This window comes from Lacipirellula parvula, from assembly GCF_009177095.1.
Lineage (GTDB): Bacteria > Planctomycetota > Planctomycetia > Pirellulales > Lacipirellulaceae > Lacipirellula > Lacipirellula parvula.
This window is the reverse complement of the sequence record NZ_AP021861.1, coordinates 1,429,363-1,452,520: the sequence shown is the minus strand read 5'-3', so window position 1 is coordinate 1,452,520 and position 23,158 is coordinate 1,429,363. Positions and strand designations below refer to the sequence as shown.

Annotated in this window: 20 protein-coding genes; 17 read left to right on the top strand and 3 right to left on the bottom strand. The window is 63.8% G+C overall.

The features are described from left to right. Nucleotides 1–421: 421 nt before the first annotated feature. The 3 genes from PLANPX_RS05480 to PLANPX_RS05470 all read left to right on the top strand — a co-directional run bounded on the left by PLANPX_RS05480 (nt 422) and on the right by PLANPX_RS05470 (nt 2,226). Nucleotides 422–994, top strand: coding sequence for a helix-turn-helix domain-containing protein (locus tag PLANPX_RS05480; RefSeq protein WP_152097760.1), 573 nt, complete (start codon nt 422–424; stop codon nt 992–994). Nucleotides 995–1,495: 501 nt separating this feature from the next. Then, complete coding sequence (locus tag PLANPX_RS05475; protein WP_152097759.1) at nt 1,496–1,972, top strand: DUF2975 domain-containing protein; 477 nt, start codon at nt 1,496–1,498, stop codon at nt 1,970–1,972. A gap of 11 nt (nt 1,973–1,983) precedes the next feature. Further along, nucleotides 1,984–2,226, top strand: coding sequence for a helix-turn-helix domain-containing protein (locus tag PLANPX_RS05470; protein ID WP_152097758.1), 243 nt, complete (start codon nt 1,984–1,986; stop codon nt 2,224–2,226). Nucleotides 2,227–2,372: 146 nt separating this feature from the next. Here PLANPX_RS05470 and PLANPX_RS05465 read toward each other — a convergent pair whose 3' ends face one another. Beyond that, nucleotides 2,373–3,197 (bottom strand): PEP-CTERM sorting domain-containing protein, encoded by an 825-nt coding sequence (locus PLANPX_RS05465; RefSeq protein ID WP_152097757.1) that lies wholly within the window; start codon nt 3,195–3,197, stop codon nt 2,373–2,375. A gap of 431 nt (nt 3,198–3,628) precedes the next feature. Between PLANPX_RS05465 and PLANPX_RS05460 the strand changes: the two genes are divergently transcribed. Together PLANPX_RS05460 and PLANPX_RS27185 are read left to right on the top strand one after the other, a co-directional pair. Next, on the top strand, nt 3,629–4,579 hold the full coding sequence (locus PLANPX_RS05460; protein WP_152097756.1) for a hypothetical protein: 951 nt from the start codon (nt 3,629–3,631) through the stop codon (nt 4,577–4,579). A 258-nt stretch (nt 4,580–4,837) separates the two neighbouring features. Beyond that, nucleotides 4,838–8,605 carry a choice-of-anchor Q domain-containing protein gene (locus PLANPX_RS27185; protein WP_172991891.1) on the top strand — a complete coding sequence of 1,256 codons (3,768 nt, stop codon included), beginning with the start codon at nt 4,838–4,840 and terminating at the stop codon, nt 8,603–8,605. Nucleotides 8,606–8,753: 148 nt separating this feature from the next. Here PLANPX_RS27185 and PLANPX_RS05445 read toward each other — a convergent pair whose 3' ends face one another. Continuing rightward, complete coding sequence (locus PLANPX_RS05445; RefSeq protein ID WP_152097755.1) at nt 8,754–9,695, bottom strand: DUF1559 domain-containing protein; 942 nt, start codon at nt 9,693–9,695, stop codon at nt 8,754–8,756. Between the two features lie 294 nt (nt 9,696–9,989). Between PLANPX_RS05445 and PLANPX_RS05440 the strand changes: the two genes are divergently transcribed. The 9 genes from PLANPX_RS05440 (at nt 9,990) to PLANPX_RS05400 (ending at nt 19,619) form a co-directional block, all read left to right on the top strand. Beyond that, nucleotides 9,990–10,907, top strand: coding sequence for a hypothetical protein (locus tag PLANPX_RS05440; RefSeq protein WP_152097754.1), 918 nt, complete (start codon nt 9,990–9,992; stop codon nt 10,905–10,907). Nucleotides 10,908–11,085: 178 nt separating this feature from the next. Beyond that, entirely contained in the window at nt 11,086–11,508 is a 423-nt protein-coding gene (locus tag PLANPX_RS05435) for an endonuclease domain-containing protein (protein WP_152097753.1), read from the top strand. A 290-nt stretch (nt 11,509–11,798) separates the two neighbouring features. Continuing rightward, nucleotides 11,799–12,188, top strand: a complete 390-nt coding sequence (locus tag PLANPX_RS05430; RefSeq protein ID WP_152097752.1) for a hypothetical protein — start codon at nt 11,799–11,801, stop codon at nt 12,186–12,188. 84 nt (nt 12,189–12,272) lie between these two features. Beyond that, nucleotides 12,273–13,616 carry an NTP/NDP exchange transporter gene (locus PLANPX_RS05425; protein WP_152097751.1) on the top strand — a complete coding sequence of 448 codons (1,344 nt, stop codon included), beginning with the start codon at nt 12,273–12,275 and terminating at the stop codon, nt 13,614–13,616. Nucleotides 13,617–13,827: 211 nt separating this feature from the next. Beyond that, nucleotides 13,828–14,295 (top strand): VOC family protein, encoded by a 468-nt coding sequence (locus tag PLANPX_RS05420; protein WP_152097750.1) that lies wholly within the window; start codon nt 13,828–13,830, stop codon nt 14,293–14,295. A gap of 558 nt (nt 14,296–14,853) precedes the next feature. Next, nucleotides 14,854–15,234, top strand: coding sequence for a hypothetical protein (locus PLANPX_RS05415; protein ID WP_152097749.1), 381 nt, complete (start codon nt 14,854–14,856; stop codon nt 15,232–15,234). Between the two features lie 243 nt (nt 15,235–15,477). After that, on the top strand, nt 15,478–17,847 hold the full coding sequence (locus tag PLANPX_RS05410) for a WD40 repeat domain-containing protein (protein WP_152097748.1): 2,370 nt from the start codon (nt 15,478–15,480) through the stop codon (nt 17,845–17,847). Nucleotides 17,848–18,056: 209 nt separating this feature from the next. Further along, nucleotides 18,057–18,554, top strand: a complete 498-nt coding sequence (gene moaC, locus PLANPX_RS05405; protein WP_152097747.1) for a cyclic pyranopterin monophosphate synthase MoaC — start codon at nt 18,057–18,059, stop codon at nt 18,552–18,554. Nucleotides 18,555–18,614: 60 nt separating this feature from the next. Beyond that, entirely contained in the window at nt 18,615–19,619 is a 1,005-nt protein-coding gene (locus tag PLANPX_RS05400; protein ID WP_152097746.1) for a polyprenyl synthetase family protein, read from the top strand. A 131-nt stretch (nt 19,620–19,750) separates the two neighbouring features. Here PLANPX_RS05400 and miaA read toward each other — a convergent pair whose 3' ends face one another. Then, nucleotides 19,751–20,695 (bottom strand): tRNA (adenosine(37)-N6)-dimethylallyltransferase MiaA, encoded by a 945-nt coding sequence (miaA, locus tag PLANPX_RS05395; protein ID WP_152097745.1) that lies wholly within the window; start codon nt 20,693–20,695, stop codon nt 19,751–19,753. Nucleotides 20,696–20,814: 119 nt separating this feature from the next. Here miaA and hisE point away from each other — a divergent pair, with 119 nt between their 5' ends. From hisE to PLANPX_RS05380, 3 genes are all read left to right on the top strand, one after another. Continuing rightward, nucleotides 20,815–21,150 carry a phosphoribosyl-ATP diphosphatase gene (hisE, locus tag PLANPX_RS05390; protein WP_152097744.1) on the top strand — a complete coding sequence of 112 codons (336 nt, stop codon included), beginning with the start codon at nt 20,815–20,817 and terminating at the stop codon, nt 21,148–21,150. Nucleotides 21,151–21,297: 147 nt separating this feature from the next. Then, the gene (hisG, locus tag PLANPX_RS05385) at nt 21,298–22,152 is read left to right on the top strand and encodes an ATP phosphoribosyltransferase (protein WP_152097743.1); all 855 of its coding nucleotides are present in this window, start codon (nt 21,298–21,300) and stop codon (nt 22,150–22,152) included. 168 nt (nt 22,153–22,320) lie between these two features. Then, on the top strand, nt 22,321–23,148 hold the full coding sequence (locus PLANPX_RS05380) for a DUF4105 domain-containing protein (protein ID WP_152097742.1): 828 nt from the start codon (nt 22,321–22,323) through the stop codon (nt 23,146–23,148). Nucleotides 23,149–23,158: the final 10 nt, after the last annotated feature.

Sequence of the window (23,158 nt, the reverse complement as noted above, 5' to 3'; positions counted from 1 at the left end):
TGATTGGAAGGGCCGCTGCGCGCCGTCTGGAGCTTCCCCTGCGCAACGAACCCGTTGCAAACCGCGAGCCTACCGGCCGCGCATTTGCTCGTGGGAAAAAGCGATTGTAACGATTGGATGGACTGACTGCGAAGTTCTCCAATTTAACGACTTTCGCCAATCTCCGAGTGCTTGCACTGCCGAATAGCGTACATGACAGCAGAGGATCAGAAGGACCTGAACCGAAGCCGCATGCAATTTTTTGATTCCGTGCCCCGACCCAGGCGAAGAGCAACGCGCCTCTCGACCCAGAAGAGCGGCGTTTAGGGAGAGTTAACGCTGTAACGCGTTGCAAATTGCCAGGGGCCGACCAGGTCGCACGCTCGTTGGGAGCGTGGGCCGCGAGTGAGCGTTCACGCAAGTCAATTTTGGAGTACCCGTGATGAAGGTCTTTACTACTGGTCAGGTCGCTAAGATCTGTAAGGTGGCCCCGCGCACGGTCAGCAAGTGGTTTGATTCGGGTCGACTCAAGGGCTACCGCATCCCCGGTTCGCAAGACCGTCGGATCCCCCGCGAGTACCTGATCCGGTTCCTCAAGGAGCACGGCATGCCGCTGGGCGACCTAGAGGACGAGGCGATGGCCAAAGTGCTCATCGTCGCGCAGGACCAAGTGCTGATCGAGAACCTCAAGCGCGAGCTGCCTCTCGAACGTTCCTTCCGCACCAGCACCGCCGCCAGCGGATTCGAAGCCGGCATCCAAGCCGAAAGCTTCCACCCCGACTGCATCGTGGTCGATTTCTCGATCGGCCAAGTTGAAGCCCTGCAGATTTGCCAAAATCTGCGTCGCTCCAGCGACTTCGCTGAGACGATCCTGATCGCCCTGCTGCCAGACGATGGCGCGACGGCGAGCTTCGATCGCTCAAGCATCAACGAAACGTTCAAGAAGCCGTTCGACGCCGCCCTGCTGGCCGAACGCCTTCGGACGCTGGTTGGCGCCAAGAAAGAGTTGGTCTAAGCCTGAACTCCGCTAGACTTGCGTTCGAACGATGGAGGCGCCGTGACGCCCCAAACGTCCGGCCCGAGCGAATAACCCGTGGCGCTCGTGAATGCTCGCGGATTCAGATAATTAAAGGGGCTTGTTGAAAGATTCAACAAGCTGCTGCGGCGCGGATCTCCCGTCTTCGCCGTAGCGTCCCCGCTCAAAAGGCCCCGTCGACTTCGGTCGACGGGGCCTTTTTTTGTTGCGCTGCGCCAATGGGTTGAGAGCCCTCTGCCGCTGGTGGCTTTCTGCTGAATTGACGATTGCCGGGTGGCAAAAGGCTCCCGCCCCCTTCACCGTCCTCCCCTTTTAAGGGGAGCCACGCCCCACGCAAAGCAATAATTATTTATTGACAAACGATAAATTAGCGAGTAAAATCAATCACATGAAGGCCACTCGGCAACGCCTCGCCGTGGCCCCTTCTAGATCCGGGCGTACGGTTTTACTCCCTTCAAACGTTTCTGAAGGTGCATTGCCATGAAACGCAGCTCCATCTTCATTCTGCAAGCTGCCGTCGTCATGTTCGGCCTCGCCGTCCTCGCCTTCTTGCTCGGCGAGCCCCACCTCGAAGGTCGCAACGCGCACGCCACGCCCTTCGAGGTCTACTTCAACGATCCGCTGTTGGCGTACGTCTACCTCGCGTCGGTTCCGTTCTTTGTCGCGCTGTACCAAGCCTTCAAGGTGCTTGGGTATGCAGGGCAGAACCAAGTCTTCTCACCCGCAGCCGTTCACGCCTTGCGCACAATCAAGTACTGCGCGATCGCGATGATCGGGTTCACCCTGTTCAGCTTCGCCTTCGTCCCCTTCGCTGAGGGAGACGACGGCCCGCCAGGCGTCATGTTGCGGCTGCTGGTGATCTTCCCCACAATCGTCGCCGCCGCCGCGGCAGCGATGTTAGAACGAGTTCTGCAAAACGCCGTCGACATCAAATCCGAAAACGACTTCACGGTGTAATGAAAGCGGGCATGGCCATCATCATCAACATCGACGTCATGCTGGCGCGCCGCAAGATGAGCGTCACCGAGCTTGCCGAGCGGGTCGGCATCACGATGGCCAACATTTCGGTCCTCAAAAACGACAAAGCGAAAGCCATCCGCTTCTCGACGCTCGAAGCCATTTGCAAAGCGCTCGAGTGCCAGCCTGGCGATATTCTGGAATACGAAGCCGACTCGGCGCCGCTTTTAGCCCCGGGCTCCGCCCGGGGGTAGGTCGCCATTCCGGTAGGCATCGCCGCGCGTGATGCTACCCCCGGGCGGAGCCCGGGGCTAAAACGCCAGCGCATCAAAAAAGCGAGGGCCGAGTAACGCTCAGCCCTCGCTTCTGTATCTGATAACTTTGACGGCGATCGCCAGCGTTACTTCTTCAGCGAACGACGAACCATCAGCCCCAGCGGAGCGGCGGCGCCCAGCAGGCCGAACGTCGCCGGTTCCGGCACAGGCACGTTCGCCGTGGCGACAATCGTACCGTAGAATGTCGTCATGCCGAAGAAGTGCGACTCACTGAACTGCACAGGAACTGTCAACGTCAGCAAGTTGCCGGTTCGCACGAGCGAGCCAGTGCCGGTGTAATCGGTGGTCGGGTTGATCACGATCCCGGCGCCCGCCAGATTCGTGAGCGGCCCGTTCGGCGACGTCGATCCGTAGCTGAGGTAAATAATCCCCGATTTGAACGACGGCGTGCTGCCTGCTTCATCGAAGAGGCCCGCGGTAAGCGGCTTCGGAGCGCTGTCGGCGAGCGAAATCTGCAGATTGCGAATCGCCGAATTCGAAGCGGCGGGGCCGCCGATCGAACTGAGATTCGTCGTGGTGCCGTAGTTTGCGAAGACGCTTGAATTGACATACGCGGGCACTGTTTCCGCACGGGTCGAATCGGCTGGTAACGGGTAGTTAAGACCCGGGCTCCAATTGCCGCTGATGCCGGCAACGAGTTGCGTCGTCGGCAGCAACTGAATGGTCGAGGACGTGACGTCGGCGACGACAATGCCCGAATACTTGGTCGACCAAGCGCCGAGCCCTTGGGGCTGCGTCGGAGCCGACCCGGGAGAGAAGCCGGCGGCGGGAGTGATGCTGAGCGAGCTCAAGCTATCGATGACGTTGAACGTGATGGGCGCTGCAGAGGCAGCGTTGCCCAGAAGGCATACGGCGGCAAGAAGCGCCGTACAACGAGTTGTGATTTTCACGAGGCTGACCTGGGTGGGGGTGAAACTTCAGAAGACGATAACTCTAGCGGCGTATGCCGCACCGCGACATGAACAGAGTACTTGGCTGCAAAAAGCGTCGCTAGCTGATTTGCCGGTAAAAGCAGGCTATTTCGTCGCTTGCACGATCTCATCACGCCGTACGAATACGATGCGCTTACGTACCGGCGGCGCAGCGTCGAAAACCACGACAACACATGTCGCACACTGCGACACGCACTTTGTACCTAGCTGATCCCCAGCTGAACGATGGCATGTCGACGAGTCGGCTCGAATCGCTCTCGCGACAAACCGCGCATCGATTCGAGCGCGTTCCGCAGCATGTTTAGGTAGACTCAATTTCGTTCGCAGCCGCTCAATGGAGTGGCTGCGAAGTTCTCATGCACGACGAGTCACTAAGACTACTGATCCTCATGCCACGCTGCGCCGCATTCATCCACTGCTTTCGAATCGTCTTCGCGAGCACTGCAATATTCGCTGCAGCAAGTCGCGCTGATATTCACGCAGCAACCGTCGCCGTGTCGCTCGACGCCGTCGCCGACCCCACGTCCAACTTCATTGCCTATTGGTCCGAAGGCATCTGCCAACTCAACATGACCTACCCCGGCACGACGCGGCAACCGTTCTGGAACACGCAAAACCTCTCGCAAACCTACAACAACAATTTTGATTTCTTTCCGAACGACAGCGTCATGAAGTTCGGCAATTTCACGTACGACGACGCCAGCCTCGTCGGCGGCAGCGGCTCAGCGACGATCACCGGCCTCACCCTCGGCATCGAACGTGATCCGCTCAACGCCAACTACGTGAACGGCAGCTGGCTCAGCTTCACCACCGAGTTGCAAAGCTACTCAGGCTCGGTGACCGTTGCGAACGGCGCAGTGACCGGAATCAACCTCACGGCCAACTACAACTCGGTCGGCTACTTTGGTTCCGTCCCGGCAAATGGGAGCGGAACATTTTCAATTGCGGGCAACGCGTTTCAGGTATCGGCGACGGCCGACAACGCGTTCTTCGGCAACTACGACCCGGCGATGGAGTGGGATTGGAGCGGCGTGATCTCTAGCGTCACGACGACTCCGCCTCCCGTCTACGCCGCCGACTTCGACGGCAACGGCTACATCGACGGCGCCGACCTCTCCCAATGGAAGCTCGGCATGGGCATCGCGTCGGGAGCGACCAAGAACCAAGGCGACGCCAACGACGACGGCGCCGTCGATGGCGCCGACTTTCTCACCTGGCAACGCGAGTTCGGCCTCGGTACGCCGCCAGCGCTCGCCGCCGCAAGCAGCGTCCCGGAACCAGCCGCCGCAACGCTCCTAGCGTTTGCCCTCGCCAGCCTCGCCCTCCGCCGCCGGCGCTAGCACCGCACGCAGTCCCTAACGGGTAGCCCAGGTTGGCGTACTCGCCTACCTGGGCGGCGCAGCCGCAAGAGGCACTCTGCAGGCCACGAAGCCTCTCCCCGCAGAGAATTGCTGACGCGCCCGTCATCTCCGCGCGACTTTTCACGATTCTCGTTGACTTCTCTCCCCGCGCGCACCCAGAATGTGCCAGCCGCACCGCTGACACACGGCTGAAATCCCGCGTAAATCTCTCTTCAAACGCAACGCGCCGAGCCCCCGATGAACTTCAAAAAGTGGCTGCATGATTCCATCCTCCCCCGCATGCAGTCGTCTCGCGCTCGCCGCCGCCAGCCGCGGCGTTCTTCACAGCGCGGCTACGTGCCGCAAGTGTTCTTACTCGAGGATCGCCGCCTGCTCGCCGTGCTGACCGTCACCACCGCCGACGAAATTGGCGTCGGTTCCTTGGCCTACGTCATCAACTCCAGCGTCAACCGCATCAACGGCGGCACGGGCGACGATGTCATTCAGTTCGCACCGGCACTCGACGGCGGCACAATCTCGCTCGCCGGCGACTTCGTCAATCCGTTTGCAACGAACGTCGGCGCCACCGCGTTTCAAGTTCGCAACAACACTACGCTGACCATCGATGGCGTGACGGGCATGTCGCAGGGCGTCAACATCGCCCGTAGCGGCGCGGCCTTTCGGTTCTTCTACGTCGACGTCGGCAGCAACCTCACGCTGAAGGGGCTCACGCTCACCAATGGTCTCGCGCAAGGCCTGGCCGGCGGCAACGCGGCGCTTAGCGGCGCCGGGGGCGGCAGCGCCGGCATGGGGGGCGCCATCTTCAATCGCGGCAACCTCACCATCGAGGGCTGCACGCTCGACGACAACGATGCCGTCGGGGGCGCCGGCGGTTCGTACCTCGCGAGTCTCACCGGCCGCGGCGGCGGGGGCGGCGGCGGGATGACCAACGTCGGACAATCGGCGAACTCGAACACAGGCGGCTTCGGCGGCGGCAATGGCGGCGGCAACGGCGGCGCATCGGGCGGGAACAACGGCATGAACGCCGGCTTGATCGGCAGCGGCGGCGGGGGCGGCGGCGCGGGCCTCGATCCCTCCATCATCGGCGGAACGGGCGGCAAAGGAACCCTGGGCGGCGGGGGCGGCGGCGGCGGATCGTACAAGGGCGCTGGCGGCGCCGGCGGCTTTGGCGGCGGCGGCGGCGGCGGAGCCGATCACGCGGGCGTCGGCGGCGCGGCCGGGTATGGCGGCGGCGCGGGGCACGCGGGGGGCGGCGCGACCTTCGAATCGCAAAGCGGCGCTGGCGGCGGCGGGGCCGGCATGGGAGGCGCCATCTTCAACGAAGCGGGCGCCGTCACCATCGTCAACTCCACCTTCACCGCCAACGCAGCCGTCGGCGGCGCCGGCGGTACGGCGATTGATCCCGCCCGGAACGGCGGCGCCGGCCAAGGCCTCGGCGGCGCGATCTTCAATCGCAGCGGCACGATCACGATCACCAACAGCACCATCGCCTCGAACACCGTCACGCAGGGCGACGGCTCGACGCTGGCGCGGGCCGGCAGCGGCGTCTTCAGCATCTCCGACACGACCTTGGCCGCCGCGCACATCAACAACACGATCATCAGTCATGTTGGCGCGCCGACGGTAGACGACTACACCTCCTTCGCCGTCGGCGCCGGTCATACCAGCACCGGCAATGGTAACTTGATGGGCGTACAGTTTGGGTTTCTTGGCGGAGCCAGCAACGCCGATCCGCAACTCGGTCCGCTCCAAGAGAACGGCGGCCTCACCCGCACGATGGCGCTGCTCGCCGGCAGTCCGGCCATCAATCAAGGCATCGACCTGCTCCCCGGCAACGGCGTCCCCGCGACCGATCAGCGCGGCCTGCCGCGCGATCCGACGAACATCGACGTCGGCGCCTTCGAGTACCGCCTCGTCGCCAGCATGATCGTCAACGCTGAAATCGACGAAACCAACGTCGCCGCCACGCTTTCGCTCCGCGAAGCGATCGAACTCGCCAACGGCACGCGCTCTTACGACGCCCTCTCCGCGAGCGAAAAGGCCCAGGTCACGCTCGTCGGCGGCATCTCGAACACGATCACCTTCGCCAGCAATCTGAACGGCAAAACGATCACGCTGACGACCGTCGGCTCCGGCCGCGTCGGTCCCACGGCGCTGCCGATCACGAGCAACATCGTCGTCACGGGCCCCGCCGGCAACAGCGGCGTCACCGTTACCGCGGCCGGAACTACGATGCGACTCTTCGACGTCACGAACAGCGGAAATCTCACGCTACAAAACCTGACGCTCACTGGGGGAACGGCTCGCGGCTTCGCCGGCGGCGATTTCTTCCTCGGCGGCGGCGGCGGCGGCAGCGCCGGCCTGGGCGGCGCTGTCTTTAACCAAGGCACGCTACAAATCCTCAATAGCACGCTCACCGCCAACATCGCCCAAGGGGGCGCCGGCGGCATGTTCAACGAAACGCTCGAAGGTAACGGCGGCTCAGGCGGCGGCGGCCTGAACGTCAAAGGCGCCAACGTCGCCAACAACAACGGCAGCTCGGGCGGTGGGCCCAACGGCGGCGCGGGCAGTAGCGGCTACGGCGAAGATGGCGGCTTCGGCGGCGGCGGCGCGGGCGGAGCGAGCGATGGCAGCAGTTCCGGCGGTCAACCCGGCGGCATCGGCGGCTACGGCGGCGGGGGCGGCGGCGGCGGGTACGCCTCGTCATTCCCCGGCATCGGCGGAGCCGGCGGCTTTGGCGGCGGCGCGGGCGGCAATAGCGGCATCGGCGGCAATGGCGGCTCGGGCATGGGAGGCGCCATCTTCAACGAAGCCGGCATCGTCATCATCAGCAATAGCACGCTCGCCGCCAACACGGCTGTCGGCGGGGTAGGGGACGTCGGCGGCTCCGGAATCGGCGGCGCCCTCTACAATCACAACGGCACGATCACCATCTCCAGCAGCACGATCTTCGCCAACATCGCCGCCCAAGCCGGCCGCGGCGTCTACAATCTCGGCGACGACGGATACGCCACCACAGATTCAATCACCGCCGACGCCGTCATTAACAACACGATCATCGGCCAAGCCAGCGCCCCCGCCGGCGAAGACTTCACCGGCGCGACCATCGGCAACGGCGTCAACGCCACCTCCGGCAGCTACAACCTCATCCGCACCTTCAGCGGCTTCGCCGGCGCCGTCGTGAGCAGCGCCGATCCCAAGCTCGGCCCGCTGCAAAACAACGGCGGCCCCACGCCGACAATGGCCCTCCTTACCGGCAGCCCCGCCATCGACGCCGGCAACCCCGGCTACGCATCTCCGCCCAGCGTCGACCAACGCGGCGGCGCGTTCGCGCGAGTGCTCAACGGCCGCATCGACGTCGGCGCCTACGAAGGCGTCGCCAGCGTCGCGGCCTCCGCCGACTTCAACGCCGACAGCCGAGTCGACGGCCGCGACTTCCTCGCCTGGCAACGCGGCTTCGGCATCGCGTCAAACGCGACGAAAGCCAACGGCGACGCCGATAACAACGGCGCCGTCAACGCCGCCGACTTAGCCGTTTGGAAAACGCAATTCGGCACAAGCGGAGCCGTCACCGCTGCGGCCCCCGCCGCCGCGCCCGCGATGGCCCCAGCCAGCGCCACGTTCGCTATGCCTGCGATAGCGCCCACAACGCTCGCAATCACGAACAGCGAAGATCAACCGTCGCCGCCCGCCAGCGAAAGCTCAGCTGCGACTCCGGTAACTCAACACTGGTTCTGGCTAGCCGGCGAAGGCCTCGTAACGCGAGCCGCCTCGCCAAGAGCAGCCGCAACGCAACAAGACGCCGATAACTACTCCACGCCATCGCGGCACGCGTTCTGGTCGAGCTTCTCGCCGACCGGGCTCAAGCGCTCAGCACACAGCGACGCCGAGGACTTCGGACTAAGTTACAACGACGACGAAGAAGCAGCAGCAGCGAACCCCGACGCGTTGAACTCGCTCGACCACGCCTTCGCCAACCTCGCCGGCTCGCACTTGGACTTCTAGCCCCCCATTCCAGCGCGTCGCGTCTTCCCTAGCCCCGGGCTCCGCCCGGGGGTCGCTTACCATTCCGCAAGACATCGCCGCACCATCGTAAGCATGCGGCCGCTTCGCGCCGCATTCTTGGCAAACGCGCGATCAAACGGCGACGCCGTCAAAACCCCGACAGCGCGTCCCCATCGTCATAACAATAGAGCCCCAGCAAAATCACCGGCTCAATCTCTTCGGAAAGAAACCGAACGCTCCCATCCGCCAACACCGCGTAGGCGCCCCCGTCGTGAAACGCGTAGGGCCCGTAGTCGTACGAGTTCGAACAGTTCACCGTGCAGCGGCTCACGCGTTTGATAGCTGCGTAGGCGGTTGGCGAAACGCTGCTCAGTGCGCGGCCCACCCACGACCCATCCTCGGGGTACCAGATGCGCGCCGGCGTCCACGCGCTTCGCTCAGGACCATAGAGCTCCGAGCCCCCCGCCGATTCCACCAGCAAAACTGTTTGCGATAGCCCGTCGGTAATCTTGCCGGGACTCGTGTACTCGCGGCTGATGATTCCGGCCGCCCAGCCGGTCCTCCCCCAATGCTTCACGATCGGGTCGTTGGAGTTCGCCCCCTGGCATCCTTTGTAGTCGATGGTCGCCATCCGCGTCGGTTGCGGCCCAATCTTCTCATACTCGTACACATCGTCGCTGGGCGCCGTGGGGCACTTGTACGTCGGCACGATCGTCGCCGCCAAGTCGCCGTTCGCGCCCTCGAAGAATCCCAGGCGGTCGTCCCACGCATCGCAGAGCGAGCGCAGCTCAAGGTACGGCAACAACTCCCGCGCCCAAGTGATCGACGCATCCCCATTGGGCCAGCTGCACGGATACGTCCCGCGAGCCGTGGCGAACTGAGAGGCCGCAAGTCCCATCTGCCGCATGTTGTTCGCGCAGGTCGCCTTGCGCGACGACTCGCGGGCCGCCTGCACGGCAGGCAGCAGTAGCGCCGTGAGCAGACCGATCACCGCAATCACGACCAGCAACTCGATCAGCGTAAAGCCGCGCTGAGAGTTCGTTGGCGCCGGCGTGCGAGCTCCGTAAGTTGTAGATTGCAGCTCGAACATACTTGGGATCAGGCGCAGCGTTGGGCCAACATCGAAGCCGCGTCACGACGGCTCGCCCATTGTATGCGAAGACTTCTTCTGCTGCCCCACCGCTGCCGACTGCCTGGCGTCGCTCCTACCGACACGTCCGTCGATGAATCCGACACGCACTCACGCGATAGAGATTGCGAGACCGACGCCGCTGCCATTACGCGCCGACAAAACTCGCGCAGATGCCGTCCACTGCAAGGTTGACCCTTTTTCTGGCGCCAAGCGTCGCCTAGGCTTAAACCTTCATCAATGAAGGGAAAACGCATGCAACTTCGAGCCTTCGCCGGCGCCACGCTCGCCATCGTAGTCGCGAGCTCCGCCATCGGCGCCACGCTGGAAATCAACGCCACCGCGAACAACGGCAGCCGCTTCATCGAGCACGTCCAAGACGCCTTCTGGGAACTCGGCCAAACGCGCGCAAGCTCGCGCGTCCCGTTCCCAGACGGCGCGTTCAACTACGCCTCCCTGCCAAACTACGTGCCGCAAGGCGGCGGCGGAACCGCGTTCCCCAACAAGCAGAACTTCCAAGACCTCGGCGCCATCGAGTACGACTCCAGCACCGGCGCCGTCACGGAGCTCACGTTCAACTTCTCCCCCCACGTCGCGCCCGGCCGCTTCACCTTTTACCAGGCGATCGCGTCGGCCTCCCCATACGCCACGTCGTTCGGCGCCTTTTCCGGGAGCGTCACGCTCAACGGCGCCGCCGCGCCCACGATCAATCTCACGAGCGAGATCAAGTTCACCATCGAATCCGACGTCGACGACGCACTCGTTTACACGGGCGTCTTCAACGTCGTGAACAACGCCTTCACGTTAGCCGTCGACGATACCGCCTTCAGCCCGCTGTATCAAACGTACGCCGGCAATGGCAACATCCGCTACGAATGGAGCGTCACCGGCACGCTTGCCGCCCCCGCGCCCGATCCACTTGCTGGCGATTTCAATCTCAACGGCCTCGTCGACGGCGCCGACTTCCTCGCGTGGCAACGCAATCCTAGCGTCGGCAGCCTCGACGATTGGAAGGCCAACTTTGGCGCCGGAGCATCAACCGCATCCGCAGCGACGCCCGTCCCCGAGCCAGCCGCCCTGCTTTTAATGGCGACCGCGTTGATCGCAATCACGGGTGGCCCAGGTTGGCGTACTCGCCTACCTGGGCGGCGCAGCCGCAGGAGGCATGGATGACCTCTGGCTCCCTCCCCCTTGAGGGGAGGGCTGGGGAGGGGGTGCTGAACCTTGGCGCCAGATCCAAGTACATCTCCCTAACTCTTCCCCTCAAGATGAGGGGACCTCAGGGGTCTATTTTCCGGAGTGTTCGCGACAAGCAAGCATGAAGTCGCCCCATGAGGTTACAATCCCCCTCATGTACCGCGACGAAGACCAGCGAGATTTCGCCCGCCGGCTCCGCAATGAGCCAAGCGGCGCTGAAAAACGTCTGTGGTTCCTGTTACGCGCTGGCCAACTCAACGGCCACAAGTTCCGCCGCCAAGCCGCGCTCGGCCCCTACATCGTCGACTTCATCTGCCTCGCGCAACGACTCATCGTCGAACTCGACGGCCCGCAACATCTCGAAGCAGCAGTCGCCGAGCACGACGCCCGCCGCACCGCCTGGCTTGCCGAACGCGGCTACCGTGTGATTCGCTTCCGCAATCACGAGATCGACGAGGACGTGCACCGCGTGGTCGATGCGATTCGGCAGGCGCTTGAAGTGGCCACGCCAACGCCGCTGCCGCCCCCCTCCCCAACCCTCCCCTCCAGGGGGAGGGAGCCGGATGGGACTGAGTAGAGTTAGAGTGCGAGCAGCAGAAAACGACAGGGAGCATGCCGCAGAGCACCACCCGACCCTAAATCATCTGGTCCCCTCCCCCTGGAGGGGAGGGCTAGGGAGGGGGGACGAAGCGGGTACACGCCTTCAACGGCTCACCACTTAGCTTCATTAGCTCACATCAATTACACTTGCTTACGCAGAAAACCAACTTCAGGCTAGCCAAGAGCTTCGTTGTTATGCATCCCTCGGCAACTTTAAAGCGATTTGCACCACACCTAATCGCCGGAGCAATTTGGACGCCGCTTGCATTGCTGACTCTTTACGGCGCGCTCCGCTTCGCGCGTAGCTTTCCCTACGTCGCCTATCCGTGCTTCGCGCTGTTCGCTGCGATCTTCATTGCGGCGGTCCTCTCGGACATGCGGCATCAACGGCGAATGCGCGAATCTCAACGCCTGCTGGCAGACCTAGTATGTCCGGCCTGCGGCGCGGCGTTCGGAATTTCCGCCGCTGAGGAGGCCTTCAACCCACTATCGGAGCCTTCCGACATGCTCGTGGATGACTTCCTCGTGGATGACTTCGGGTGTAGTACTGTCGTCTGCGGCGAATGTAAAACGGAGTCGATATTCCATCGACTCTCGCACAAATTAACACGGTTGCGGGGAACAGCGTCGGACGCATGGGCCATCGCGGGTGATTGACATTCTTATGTCCGCCTCCCTGGTGTAACCATCGCGACGACACCGGTATCCCCCCTCAACTCTCCCCCGCTATCATGGGCCCTCATGCCCACCCGCCTCCTACTCTCCGCCCTCTGGTTCTTCCTCGTTCTCTTCTCCTACTACGTCCTAAAACCAGTCCGCGACGCCCTCGCCACCGAAACCCGCCTCTTCGGCCCCCTCTACCTCGCCACGTTCCTCGCCGCCTCTGCCGCCCTCCCTCTCTACTGGCGAATCGTCGCCCGCACCACGCGGCGGCAACTCGTCTTCGGCGTCTACCAGTTCTTCGTCGCCTGCCTCGTCGCGTTCGCCCTGCTGCTCGCCCGCGGCGAGGGTGAAACCGAATGGCTCCGCAACGCCTTCTTCGTGTGGGTGAGCGTCTTCAACCTCTACGTCGTCGCCGTCTTCTGGAGCGTGATGGCCGACCTCTTTTCCGCCGAGGAGGGGAAGAGCTGGTTCGGCGCCATGGCCGCGGCCGGCACCGTCGGCTCGATCGTCGCGTCGCTCGTCGGCCACGTTGCCGCGCAGCGGCTGGGGCTCGAGTGGCTGATGGTCGTCGCGATCGTCGCCCTCGAACTCGCGATCGCCACGGCCTGGCTCTTGTTGCGGTTCGCCTCGCGCGAAGAGTTTGCAAGATGCTCTTTGTGGGAGGGGTCTCCGACCCCGAAGCCGGTTAGCGGGCCGCAGAGAACTGAAGTGGAGCGCGAAATCGGCGTCGGAGACGCCTCCCACAAATCACAACAAGCTCACAAGTCAAACAACACCGCCAGCAAGCCCCCTTCCAGCGGCTCGCTCCTCGCCGGCCTCCGCACCGTGCTCTCGTCGCGTTACTTGCTGATGATCTGCGCGTTCACCGCCATCGGCAAATTCTCCGCGACTTTCGTCTACAACAATTTTCAACACACGCTCCGCGAGGAAGGACTCGCCGTCGCCGAACGCACCGAATTGTTCTCCGCGATGAACTTCTACTCCCAAACCGGCACGCTCGCGTTCCAAGCCCTTCTCGCCGCCGCGCTGATGCGACTCGTCGGCGTCGGCGCGACGCTCGCCGCGGCCTGCGGCGTCATCGTCGGCCTGTTCGTCTGGCTGTCGATCGACGCCACGCTCTGGCCGCTCATGGTCGCCAAAGTCGTCCAAGAAATCGTCGGCTACGGCCTGCTCGTCCCCGCGCAGCAAGTGCTGTTCACCGTGGTGAGCCGCACCGAAAAGTACGAATCAAAAGCGTTCATCGACACGGCCGTCTTCCGCGGCAGCGACGTCGCCGCGGCCAACGTCGTCGACGCCCTCGGCCGCTTCTCCGCAAGCGCCGCCGCCATGGCGATCCTCCCGCTCGTCGGCGTGTGGATGGCGCTAGGCGCGTGGCTAGGCCGAGAACAAACCGTTCGAGAGAAAGCAGGCGAAAAGAATTGAACCGCCAAGGACGCCAAGAGCGCCAAGGAAGTACGGGGGATATGAAACCGCCGATGGACGGAGATGAACGCAGATCATTCTTCTTCATCCGCGTCTATCTGCGTTCATCCGCGGTTCCTTACATCTCCTTGTATTCCCTTGGCGCTCTTGGTGTCCTTGGCGTCCTTGGCGTCCTTGGCGGTTAATTCCTTATGTTCCAAAGAAGGCACACATGACCATTAAACGCATGGACAACTTCGGCATCGTCGTCGCTGACCTCGACGCCGCCATCGAGTTCTTCGTCGAGCTCGGCCTGGAACTCGAAGGCCGCGCCCCGATCGCCGGCGAGTGGGCCGATCGCATCACCGGCTTGCCAGACATGCGGGTCGAAATCGCCATGCTGCGAACGCCCGACGGCCACAGCCGGCTCGAACTCTCCTGCTTCGACGCCCCGCCGGTCGTCGCCGATCACCGCACAGCCCCCGTGAACTCGCTCGGCTACCTGCGGGTGATGTTCGCCGTGGAAAACTTAGACGACACGCTAACCCGCCTCGCGAAGCACGGCGCCACAGTCATCGGCGAAGTCGTCCAATACGCGAACGTCTACCGCCTCTGCTACATCCGCGGCCCCGAAGGCATCCTCATCGGCCTCGCCGAACAACTCGGGCAGCAAGCTTCTCGCGAGAATCCGCTCGATTAGGCGCCAATCGACTTGCAATTGGCCACCCAGCCCGCTACACTGAACGTCCGTATACAATCCGGCGCGTTCTAACTGCGCGGTGAAGGGCCCAGCCTGCGAAACACCTCCTTGTGGGAGGCGTCTCCGACGCCGATTCCGCTCACCGCATGGAACGGTGGAGGCCTTTCCTAGAAGGCCGCCCAGCGAACTGAGGTGAAAACACCATTTTATCGCGACAGAAACGACAAAATTCGCGACAACAAAACGCGCAACCAATTACACAGAAAGGACTTAACAGCGTTTTAATTCTGTCGCCAAAAATTACACTCGCCCCGCGGAACTACAGAAAACGACAAAACACCCGCCGCATGATGATCGACGCACAGCGAGCCGCTCGCTGGCAGTTCAACGATTTCATCGATTTCGATGCAATCCCTACAACCTGCTCAGCCGATACTCATTTCCGACGGCCCACTTTTGGAGGCGCGTCGGGATCGGCCCAAGGCCGCTCGCCTGCTCCATACATCTCATTGCGTGCGGACCGTTCAGCCAGGGCCGCCTCGATTTCGTGAGGGAACGATGCAACTGAAAATCTACGTCCCCCGGACGATTGAAATTCCGACCGAGTATCTTCCCGCACTCGCCAAGCGCGCCCTCGATTCCCTCGGCGAAGGCGGAGCCGACGCCCAAGCCACGCGCGGCCACCTGGTTCGCCAGGCGGTGATGGACGGCCTGCTCCGCGAACTCGACGTCCTTCGCCTCGACGAAACGACGGTCGACCTCTTCTGCGATCCGCAGGGCGAGGCCCCGCTCGAAATCGACAACCGTTCGCTCTCGATGAACGAACTGATCGATTCGCTCAGCGCCCCGAAGGCGCCGACCGCGACCAAGCGGCCTGAAGCGGTCGATCGCCTCCGCGGCAAGGAAGAGCGGATCATTCCAATTCGTCGCGCCGCCTAAGCGGTTCGACGATCGATCGATGCGTTCGCGGCGGTGGGTAACCGCGTGTCAGTGGGTAACCGCACGCGCGTCGCGCTGCGCGACGCCCAAGATGCGACAATCCCCCTAAACGTGGTCCGGTTTTAGCGAATCTACCGGCCTCATGCATTTTTCGGCGGGCGCCGGCGCCATGCAGCCGATGATCGTTGAGACGAACGCTCCGTATTTGACGGAGGCTCGGTTCTTGCGGGATCGCGCGACAGCATGGGTAGTAGCCGAGATATGGCAGGCCGCTCGAACAACGCTTCCTCTGATAGCAGTCGCCGCCCGGACGCGCCGGAGCTGCATATCGTTCGCTGCTGTCCGCTCTGCAACGAGCTGATGGAGTTCGACCCGCAGTCGAGCCCACAGGTCGTCGTCTGCGATGCTTGCGGCTTAGCCTGCACGATCGACGCGTCGCCGCAACGTCCCAAGCTAGACATCGAAGACTTCGCCATCGCCCCGCCTGCCGCGAGCGACAACGACGACGCCATCCACTGGCTGCAGAAGTCGCCCGGCCCAATCTTGCCCGCGCCCGACTTTGCCGCCAAGCAAGCTTCGGCTCGCCGCCGCCAGCTGGCCCTCGCGGGCGGAGTGGCCGGTACCGCGGCCCTCGCCATTGCAATGCTCTCGGGTTACTTCGGTTACCACACGGCCAGCGATAAGCTCGCCCTCCAGCAGCAAACCGTCGAATCCCGCCAACAAGCCGAGACGCAGCGGCTGCTCGAACAGCAGCAGCGGCTGGAACTCCAGCGAACCGACGCCGAAGCCAAGCGGCTCGCCGCCCAGCGCGATGTTCGCGCTGTGACCGCCAAGTACCTCGCCGCCCAGTCGCAAGAGCTGGCCGCCGCCGAGCCTTGGCGCAGCGTGTCGGTTTCGACCAACGCGATCCGCTCAACGCTCGATGTGGACGGCATCGTACTCCCCGAAGCTCACCAAAGCCTCCGCGATTCGCTCCTCCGCTGCTCGGGCAGCCACGACATCGACGCCATTGAACTCCGCGGCCACGCCGGCCCCATCACGACGCTCGCCGTGAGCCCCGACGGCCGCTGGCTTGCCACCGGCAGCGTCGATCGCACCGCACGCGTTTGGGACCTTCGCGCCGACCATCCGCAGCGCACGGCAAGCACGCTCAACATCCATCAGAAGCCGGTCACCAGCGTGCTGTTCAGCGGCGAAGGCGATTCATTGATCACCGGCAGCCGCGACGCGACCGCCTGCGTCTGGTCGCTCGGCGCCGACGCTCCTGCCGCCATCCCCGTCATCCTGCCCGGGCGGAGCCAACCGATCTCGCGGATGGCGCTGAGCGAGAACGGCGACTGGCTCGCCGCCGTTTCAACCGAAGCGGGCGCCGACATCGGCCTCGGCCAACTTTGGAATCTCGCCGGTAGCGCCGGCAAAGCCACGTCGATGGCTCTCACTGGCCACGCTGGCCAAATCCAAGCGATGGCGATCAGCCCCGACAACCATTGGCTCGCCCTGGGCGTCGACGACGTCGTGAAGCTATGGGACCTCACCGCTCGCGACCCGGCCGCCGCCTCAGTCGAACGGCAATGCCGCCACGGTCACGTCACGGCGATCCTGTTCTCGAATGACAGCAAATGGCTCGTCACCTGCGGCGCCGGCCGCGAACCGGCTGTCCGCCTGTGGAATCTCAACAGTCGCGACGCCAGCGAATCGCTGCTGCTCAAGGGTCTCGACGGCCCTGTTCGCGCCGCCGCCATCAGCGCCGACAGCCGCTACCTTGTAGCCGCCGGCGACGATCAGCGGCTTCGCGTTTGGAACCTGCAAGGCGTCTCTACCGAGACGGAGCCGACGCTCCTCCCGCTCGGCGCCGCGAAGATCACGGCCGTCGCCGTCAGCAAGGCGGGCGATTGGCTCGCTGCGAGCGATGCGTCAGGCAAGGTTTTCTTGTGGCGGGTGAACTTCGCCGGCGTCGAACCGCAGCCGGTCGTCCTCGCCGCCAGTGATAAGGCAATCAATGCGTTGGCTTTCACCGCCGACGGCCGCTGGCTCGCCGCCGCTGGTGACGACTGGACCGCTCGCCTTTGGAACCTCGACATCGCCCAACTCGCCGCCCAAGCAGAGACGCTGGCGAAGGTGCAACTCGAAACGGCTCAGCAAGTTTCCAACCAGTCGCTCCTCGAGAGCACGCTCGCGTTGTTCGACCCGCGTGAACTGACCGAAGCGACGACTCCCGGCCTCATTTGGTCGGCCGTCCAGTGGCATGCCCCGCGGGTGCAGGCCAACTGGAAGGTCTGGATGCTGGACCAACTCAAGCGGCCGGAAGCCGTGCCCGCCGCCGAACCGCAGATGGCCCGCGGGCCGCGCCTGAATGAACTGGGTGAATTCGGCGACGTAGACATGCCGTCGGTCGACCCCGCGCCGCCGGCTGCTCCAACCAGTGAGCCCGCGATCCTACCGGCGCCGGACGAGAAGCCATCGCTGGTGGTCGCCCCGCCGGAGTCTGAGGTCGTCAAGCCACGTCCGGCCCTTAACCATGAATGGCCGGTGCGGTCGATCGTCAAACGCCACGAGGCCGACGCCGAGCCCCGTACCGCGGCTCGGCCCGCTTCGACGCTGGAAATCCGGTAGCGCTATTCGGGGACGCTGCCAGCAAACTGCCGGCGTAAAAGCCACCGGCGGAGCCGGTGGCTTCCATATCGCGCCTTAACAGGCCGGAAGCCGCGGCGCGGGTGGCTTTTTCTGCCGTCTCGACGATCGCGGCTCATTCCTTAGAATGATGAGGGTTACGCCCCCGCCCTCTGGATCGAGCGTCCTCGAACCGCCAGGACGCCCCCGCATTGAGCCAGTTCACTCATTTCGACGACGCAGGCGCCAGTCGCATGGTCGACGTCGGCGCCAAGCCGGTCACCCGCCGCCAAGCGCGAGCCAGCGGGTTGGTGCGGATGGCCCCGGCAACGTTGCGAGCAATCTGCGATCGGGAAACCGCCAAGGGAGACGTCCGCGAAGTCGCCCGGCTGGCCGGAATCATGGCGGCCAAGCGCACCGGCGACCTCATTCCGCTGTGCCACCCGCTGGCGCTCGATTCCGTACGGCTTGAGTTAACTCCCCGCGGGGATGACGGTTTACAGATCGAGGCGACCGTCGAAATCACCGCGAAAACCGGCGTCGAGATGGAAGCCCTCACCGCGGTGAGCGTCGCAGCGCTCACTGTGTACGATATGTGCAAATCGATGGATCGCGGCATGACGATCGAGCGGATTCAGCTCGAGAGCAAGTCGGGAGGCGCCAGCGGCGATTTCGCCCGCTCCGCCGAGGCCCTGCAGAAGTCTGAGTAACTCCCCCCTCGTGCCCGCAGACGTGTTTGGCTTAGGATACAGCAACAGGAATAGGGATCGATGAGCCAGGTTCGCCATACCGACGCCGATGCACGACAGGCACTTAGCCGGCTGTTTGCGCCGATAGCGGCTGACCTTGCGCTGGTGGATCGCCGGCTGCAGCAGGAACTGCGGCACTCCGACCCGTTCATCGACGAGTTGGCCCAGCATTCGTTCCGCATCGGCGGCAAGCGGCTTCGCCCTGCCCTGCTGCTGCTCACCGCCCAGGCCGTCCGCGAAGTGACGCCCGAGCACCACACGCTCGCCGCAGTGGTCGAGATGGTCCACACGGCGACCCTCGTCCACGACGACGTCCTCGACGAGGCCGACGTCCGCCGCCATCTCGATACGGTCAACGCCCGCTGGGACAACAATACAAGCGTCTTACTGGGCGATTACCTGTTCTCGCACGCGTTCTACATGGCGAGCACGCTGGAGACGACCTTCGGCTGCCGCGCGATTGGCGAGTCGACGAATACCGTTTGCGAAGGCGAGCTCCGCCAAACGAACAGCAGCGGCAATTTCTGGCTTAGCCGCGACGAGTACCTCGGCATCATCGACGCGAAGACCGCCGAGCTGACTGCCTGTTGCTGCCGGCTCGGCGCCCACTACGCCGGCGCCGACGAAGCGACCGTCGATCGCCTCACGAGCTACGGCCGCAAGCTGGGGATGGCGTTCCAAATCGTCGACGACTTGCTCGACCTCGAAGGCGAAGAGCAGTCGACCGGCAAATCGCTCGGCACCGACTTGGCCCATCGCAAGATGACCCTGCCGCTGATCATTCTCCGCGATCAGGCTGCCGCCGCCGACGCCGAACGGCTGCAGTCGCTGTACGAGGAATCGGACGCAACGCACAACAGCATGCTAGTCGATTGGCTCGAATCTTCGGGCGCTTTGGAGCAAGCCCGCCGCACGGCGGTCGAGTTTGCTGAAGAAGCGGCAGCGGAACTTTCAACGCTGCGAGATTCGGAAGCGAAGCAGATGCTAGCGGAGATCGCCCGTTTCGTGATTGCTCGGAATGCGTAATCACGACCTTGAGGTCCCCTCCCCTTGAGGGGGAGGGTTAGGGAGGGGTGACGGCAGCGGGTACCAGCGTTCTTCCCCCCTCCCCAGCCCTCCCCTCCAGGGGGAGGGAGCCAAAAGCTACAGAGTTGGCATCACTGACCGGGGGCTAAGGCAACGATCTGCTCGACAAGCGTATCCGCGTCGACGTCGCCCTCGATATCAACGAACCGGCACTCCGGCAGGCTGCGGAACCAGACGCCCTGCCGCTTCGCGAACTGCCGCGTCCTCGTTTTAATCCGCTCAAGCATTGAAGCCCGGTCGCGCTCGCCGGCAAGGAACTCGATCACTTCGCGATAGCCAACCGCTTGGCTCGCGGTGCGGCCCAGCTGCCGGCCGTCGGCGGTGAGCCGCTCGACTTCCTCGATTAGCCCCCGCTCGACCATTTCCTCCACGCGTTCGTTGATCCGCGCGTTCTGCTCTTCCTTCGGCCGGCGGAGGACGAACACCCGGCAATCCTCGGCGCGACGGCTATCGTCGAACTCCATCTGCTGATGGCTGATCGGCTGCCCCGTGGCGCGAAAGACTTCGAGCGCCCGAATCAGCCGGCGAGTATCGCGCGGGTGAATCGCGGACGCCGCGATGGGGTCGATCTGCTCGAGCCGAGCGTGGAGCGCTTCGTTGCCGACCTCGGCCACTTCACGCTCGATCTCTTGCCGCAACTCCCAGTTCGCTGGCGGCCCTTCGAACAGCCCCCGTAATAACGCCTTGAGATAGAGAGGCGTCCCGCCGACAAACAGCACTTCGCGCCCCCGGCCGCGGATCTCCGCAATCTTGGCGTGTGCGGCGTCGACGTACTGGGCGACGCTGTAGTCCTCGTCGGCGTCGACCACGTCGATCAGGTGGTGCGGCACGGCCGCCTGCTGCTCGGGCGTCGGCTTCGCCGTGCCGACGTCCATTCCCCGATAAATCGCCATCGAATCGAGCGAGATGATCTCGGCGTTCAGGCGCTCGGCCAGGGCCAGCGCGATGCGGGTTTTGCCCGTCGCGGTCACACCGGTGAGGAACCAACAATCGAGGGCGGGGAGCTCGCTAGGCACGGCGGTTGCTTCGCCCTGGGAGGCGGCTTAAACTACGGGATTACTGAACATTCGTGGCCCTCCATTGTGGGGTCTGCGGGCCTCACTGGGAAGACGCCGCCCCGCAACGCGTCTCCGCCATGCGACCCCTCGATCAACTCGAAGCGACGATCCGCCAACGGCAACAAGCCGGCGAGGCCGACAAGTCGTACACCGCCAAGCTGCTAGCCGGCGGCGTGGCCAAGATCGGCCCCAAGGTGACGGAAGAGGCGGCCGAGGTCGTCGAAGCCGCCGCCGAACCCGATGAAGCGGGCCGCGAGCACACGATTCGCGAAGCGGCCGATGTGGTCTACCACCTCATGGTCCTGATGGCGGCCCGTGGCGTCGAACTCGCCGAAGTCGAGTGCGAACTTGCCCGCAGGTTCGGCATGTCCGGCTTGGAAGAGAAAGCCTCCCGCGGGCCCGTCAACCAATAACAATCCAAGTAGACTCACCACGACGGCACAACGAACACGACGAAGAGTTCACTCAATCTACTTCAATCGCGAGTAAGCTCCCGATTCATTAGTATTTCGTCGTGCTCGTCGTGCCGTAGTGGTTCAATTCAAAAAGCTTACAACGCCATGGCTGAAAACCTTCGCATCGGCATTCCCAGCAAGGGCCGCCTCTCTGAGATCTCGACGGAGCTGCTCGCCGACGCCGGCCTCAGCTTCCGCCGGCAAGAGCGGAGCTTGTTCGCTCGCGTGCGCGACATGCCGATCGATATCACCTTCCTGCGAACCGACGACATTCCGGTATTATGCGCCGAAGGCGCCATCGATCTCGGCATCACCGGCAGCGACTTGGTGAACGAGAGCGGCGCCGTCGTGACAACGCGGCTCAAGCTCGGCGTCGGCAAGTGTCGGCTCGCCCTCTGCGTGCCGGACGACAGCGGCGTCAAACGCCCGGCCGATCTCGACGGCAAGCGCGTCGCCACCAGCTTCCCGCACATCACCACCGGCTTCCTCGCCGGCCATAAGGCGACGCCGCACATCGTCAACCTCTCCGGTTCGGTGGAAGTGATGATCGCGCTCGGCGTCGCGGATGCGATCGTCGACCTCGTCGAGACGGGCAGCACGCTCGCGGCGAATCGCCTGCATGTGCTCGCCGAGCTAGGCAGCTACGAGACGGTGCTCGTGCAAAATCCCGCCACGCCGCACGGCCACATCGCCGACCGCGTCGCCCGCCGCCTCGAGGGCGTGGTAATCGCCCGCGCCTGGTCGCTGCTGGAGTACAACATCCCCGAAGCGAAGCTCGCCGAGGCTGAGCAGATCACCCCTGGGTTCAGTTCCCCCACGATCAACCGCCTGGAACAACCGGGCTGGTTCGCCGTGCGGGCGATGGTGAAGCGGGGCGAGGTGATCGACATCATGGAGCGGCTGGAGCAGCTCGGCGCCGCGGCGATTCTTGAGACTGCGATCAGCAACTGCCGGCTGTAACCGAGTTGCAAGCATTGGAACTCCTGCTTGGTGCTCATCTGAGGCAAGCTTGCCTCAGGCTGCGGTGCTAGCATGCCCCGCGCGTCTCTTGCCGCCATCTGCCGGCGCTCGCTAGACTCCGCCGCTTCTCTCGTCCCTTATTGCGGCCCCACTAGTCCCTGCACGCGCATGTCATACGCTCGACTACTGCTGGCTTGCGCGCTGCTCGCTTCGCTGGGCTGTTCGACCGCGACGAAGATGCTCGCGCCGTCGAACTATCGCAATTGGGAACCTGACCAAGCGACGTTGCCGTACGTCGAGTTCCGCGGCAACCAGTTCGTCGCTCACAACGTCCGCTACTGCCGCTACCTCGACGACGACTCTTACGTCGTCGAGCACGAGGACCGCACGTACGACCTGAGCCATCTGCGGAGCGTCGACTTCTTCATGGTGCCGTTCGACAACATGCCGCGGTTGGCGCACACGATGCTGAGCTTCGAGTTCGCGCCGCCCGACGGGCCGCCGCAATACCTAGCCGTGAGCATCGAGATCCGCAAAGAGCAGGGCGAAACCTACGCCGCTTGGAAGGGGAGCGCCCGGCAGTACGAGCTAATGTACGTGCTGGCCGACGAGCGCGACGTCGTGCAGGTCCGCACGAACATTCGCAACGAGAACGTTTACCGCTACCCCACGACGGCGACGCCGGAACAGACGCGACTGCTGCTGGTCGACGTGCTCGCTCGCACGAACCAACTCGCCAGCCGGCCCGAGTTTTACGACACGCTCACGAATAACTGCACGACGAACCTCGTCGATCACATCAACCGCATTCAGCCGCAACGGGTGAAGTACGACTACCGCGTGCTGCTGCCGGGCTACTCCGACCAACTGGCGTTCGACGAAGGGCTAATCGCCCGCGCGGGAACCTTCGAACAGACGAAGCAGCAGGCGTACGTCAATGCGAAGGCACTTGTGGCCGCGAACCGGGACGATTTTTCCCAAGCGATTCGGCGCTAGCGGGGCAGGG

Bases quoted from the DNA above. Each gene is read 5' to 3' on its own strand.
- PLANPX_RS05480 (WP_152097760.1), top strand. From the start codon at position 422: ATGAAGGTCTTTACTACTGGTCAGGTCGCTAAGATCTGTAAGGTGGCC.
- PLANPX_RS05475 (WP_152097759.1), top strand. From the start codon at position 1,496: ATGAAACGCAGCTCCATCTTCATTCTGCAAGCTGCCGTCGTCATGTTC.
- PLANPX_RS05470 (WP_152097758.1), top strand. From the start codon at position 1,984: ATGGCCATCATCATCAACATCGACGTCATGCTGGCGCGCCGCAAGATG.
- PLANPX_RS05460 (WP_152097756.1), top strand. From the start codon at position 3,629: ATGCCACGCTGCGCCGCATTCATCCACTGCTTTCGAATCGTCTTCGCG.
- PLANPX_RS27185 (WP_172991891.1), top strand. From the start codon at position 4,838: ATGAACTTCAAAAAGTGGCTGCATGATTCCATCCTCCCCCGCATGCAG.
- PLANPX_RS05445 (WP_152097755.1), bottom strand. From the start codon at position 9,695: ATGTTCGAGCTGCAATCTACAACTTACGGAGCTCGCACGCCGGCGCCA.
- PLANPX_RS05440 (WP_152097754.1), top strand. From the start codon at position 9,990: ATGCAACTTCGAGCCTTCGCCGGCGCCACGCTCGCCATCGTAGTCGCG.
- PLANPX_RS05435 (WP_152097753.1), top strand. From the start codon at position 11,086: ATGTACCGCGACGAAGACCAGCGAGATTTCGCCCGCCGGCTCCGCAAT.
- PLANPX_RS05425 (WP_152097751.1), top strand. From the start codon at position 12,273: ATGCCCACCCGCCTCCTACTCTCCGCCCTCTGGTTCTTCCTCGTTCTC.
- PLANPX_RS05420 (WP_152097750.1), top strand. From the start codon at position 13,828: ATGACCATTAAACGCATGGACAACTTCGGCATCGTCGTCGCTGACCTC.
- PLANPX_RS05415 (WP_152097749.1), top strand. From the start codon at position 14,854: ATGCAACTGAAAATCTACGTCCCCCGGACGATTGAAATTCCGACCGAG.
- PLANPX_RS05410 (WP_152097748.1), top strand. From the start codon at position 15,478: ATGGGTAGTAGCCGAGATATGGCAGGCCGCTCGAACAACGCTTCCTCT.
- PLANPX_RS05400 (WP_152097746.1), top strand. From the start codon at position 18,615: ATGAGCCAGGTTCGCCATACCGACGCCGATGCACGACAGGCACTTAGC.
- hisE (WP_152097744.1), top strand. From the start codon at position 20,815: ATGCGACCCCTCGATCAACTCGAAGCGACGATCCGCCAACGGCAACAA.
- hisG (WP_152097743.1), top strand. From the start codon at position 21,298: ATGGCTGAAAACCTTCGCATCGGCATTCCCAGCAAGGGCCGCCTCTCT.
- PLANPX_RS05380 (WP_152097742.1), top strand. From the start codon at position 22,321: ATGTCATACGCTCGACTACTGCTGGCTTGCGCGCTGCTCGCTTCGCTG.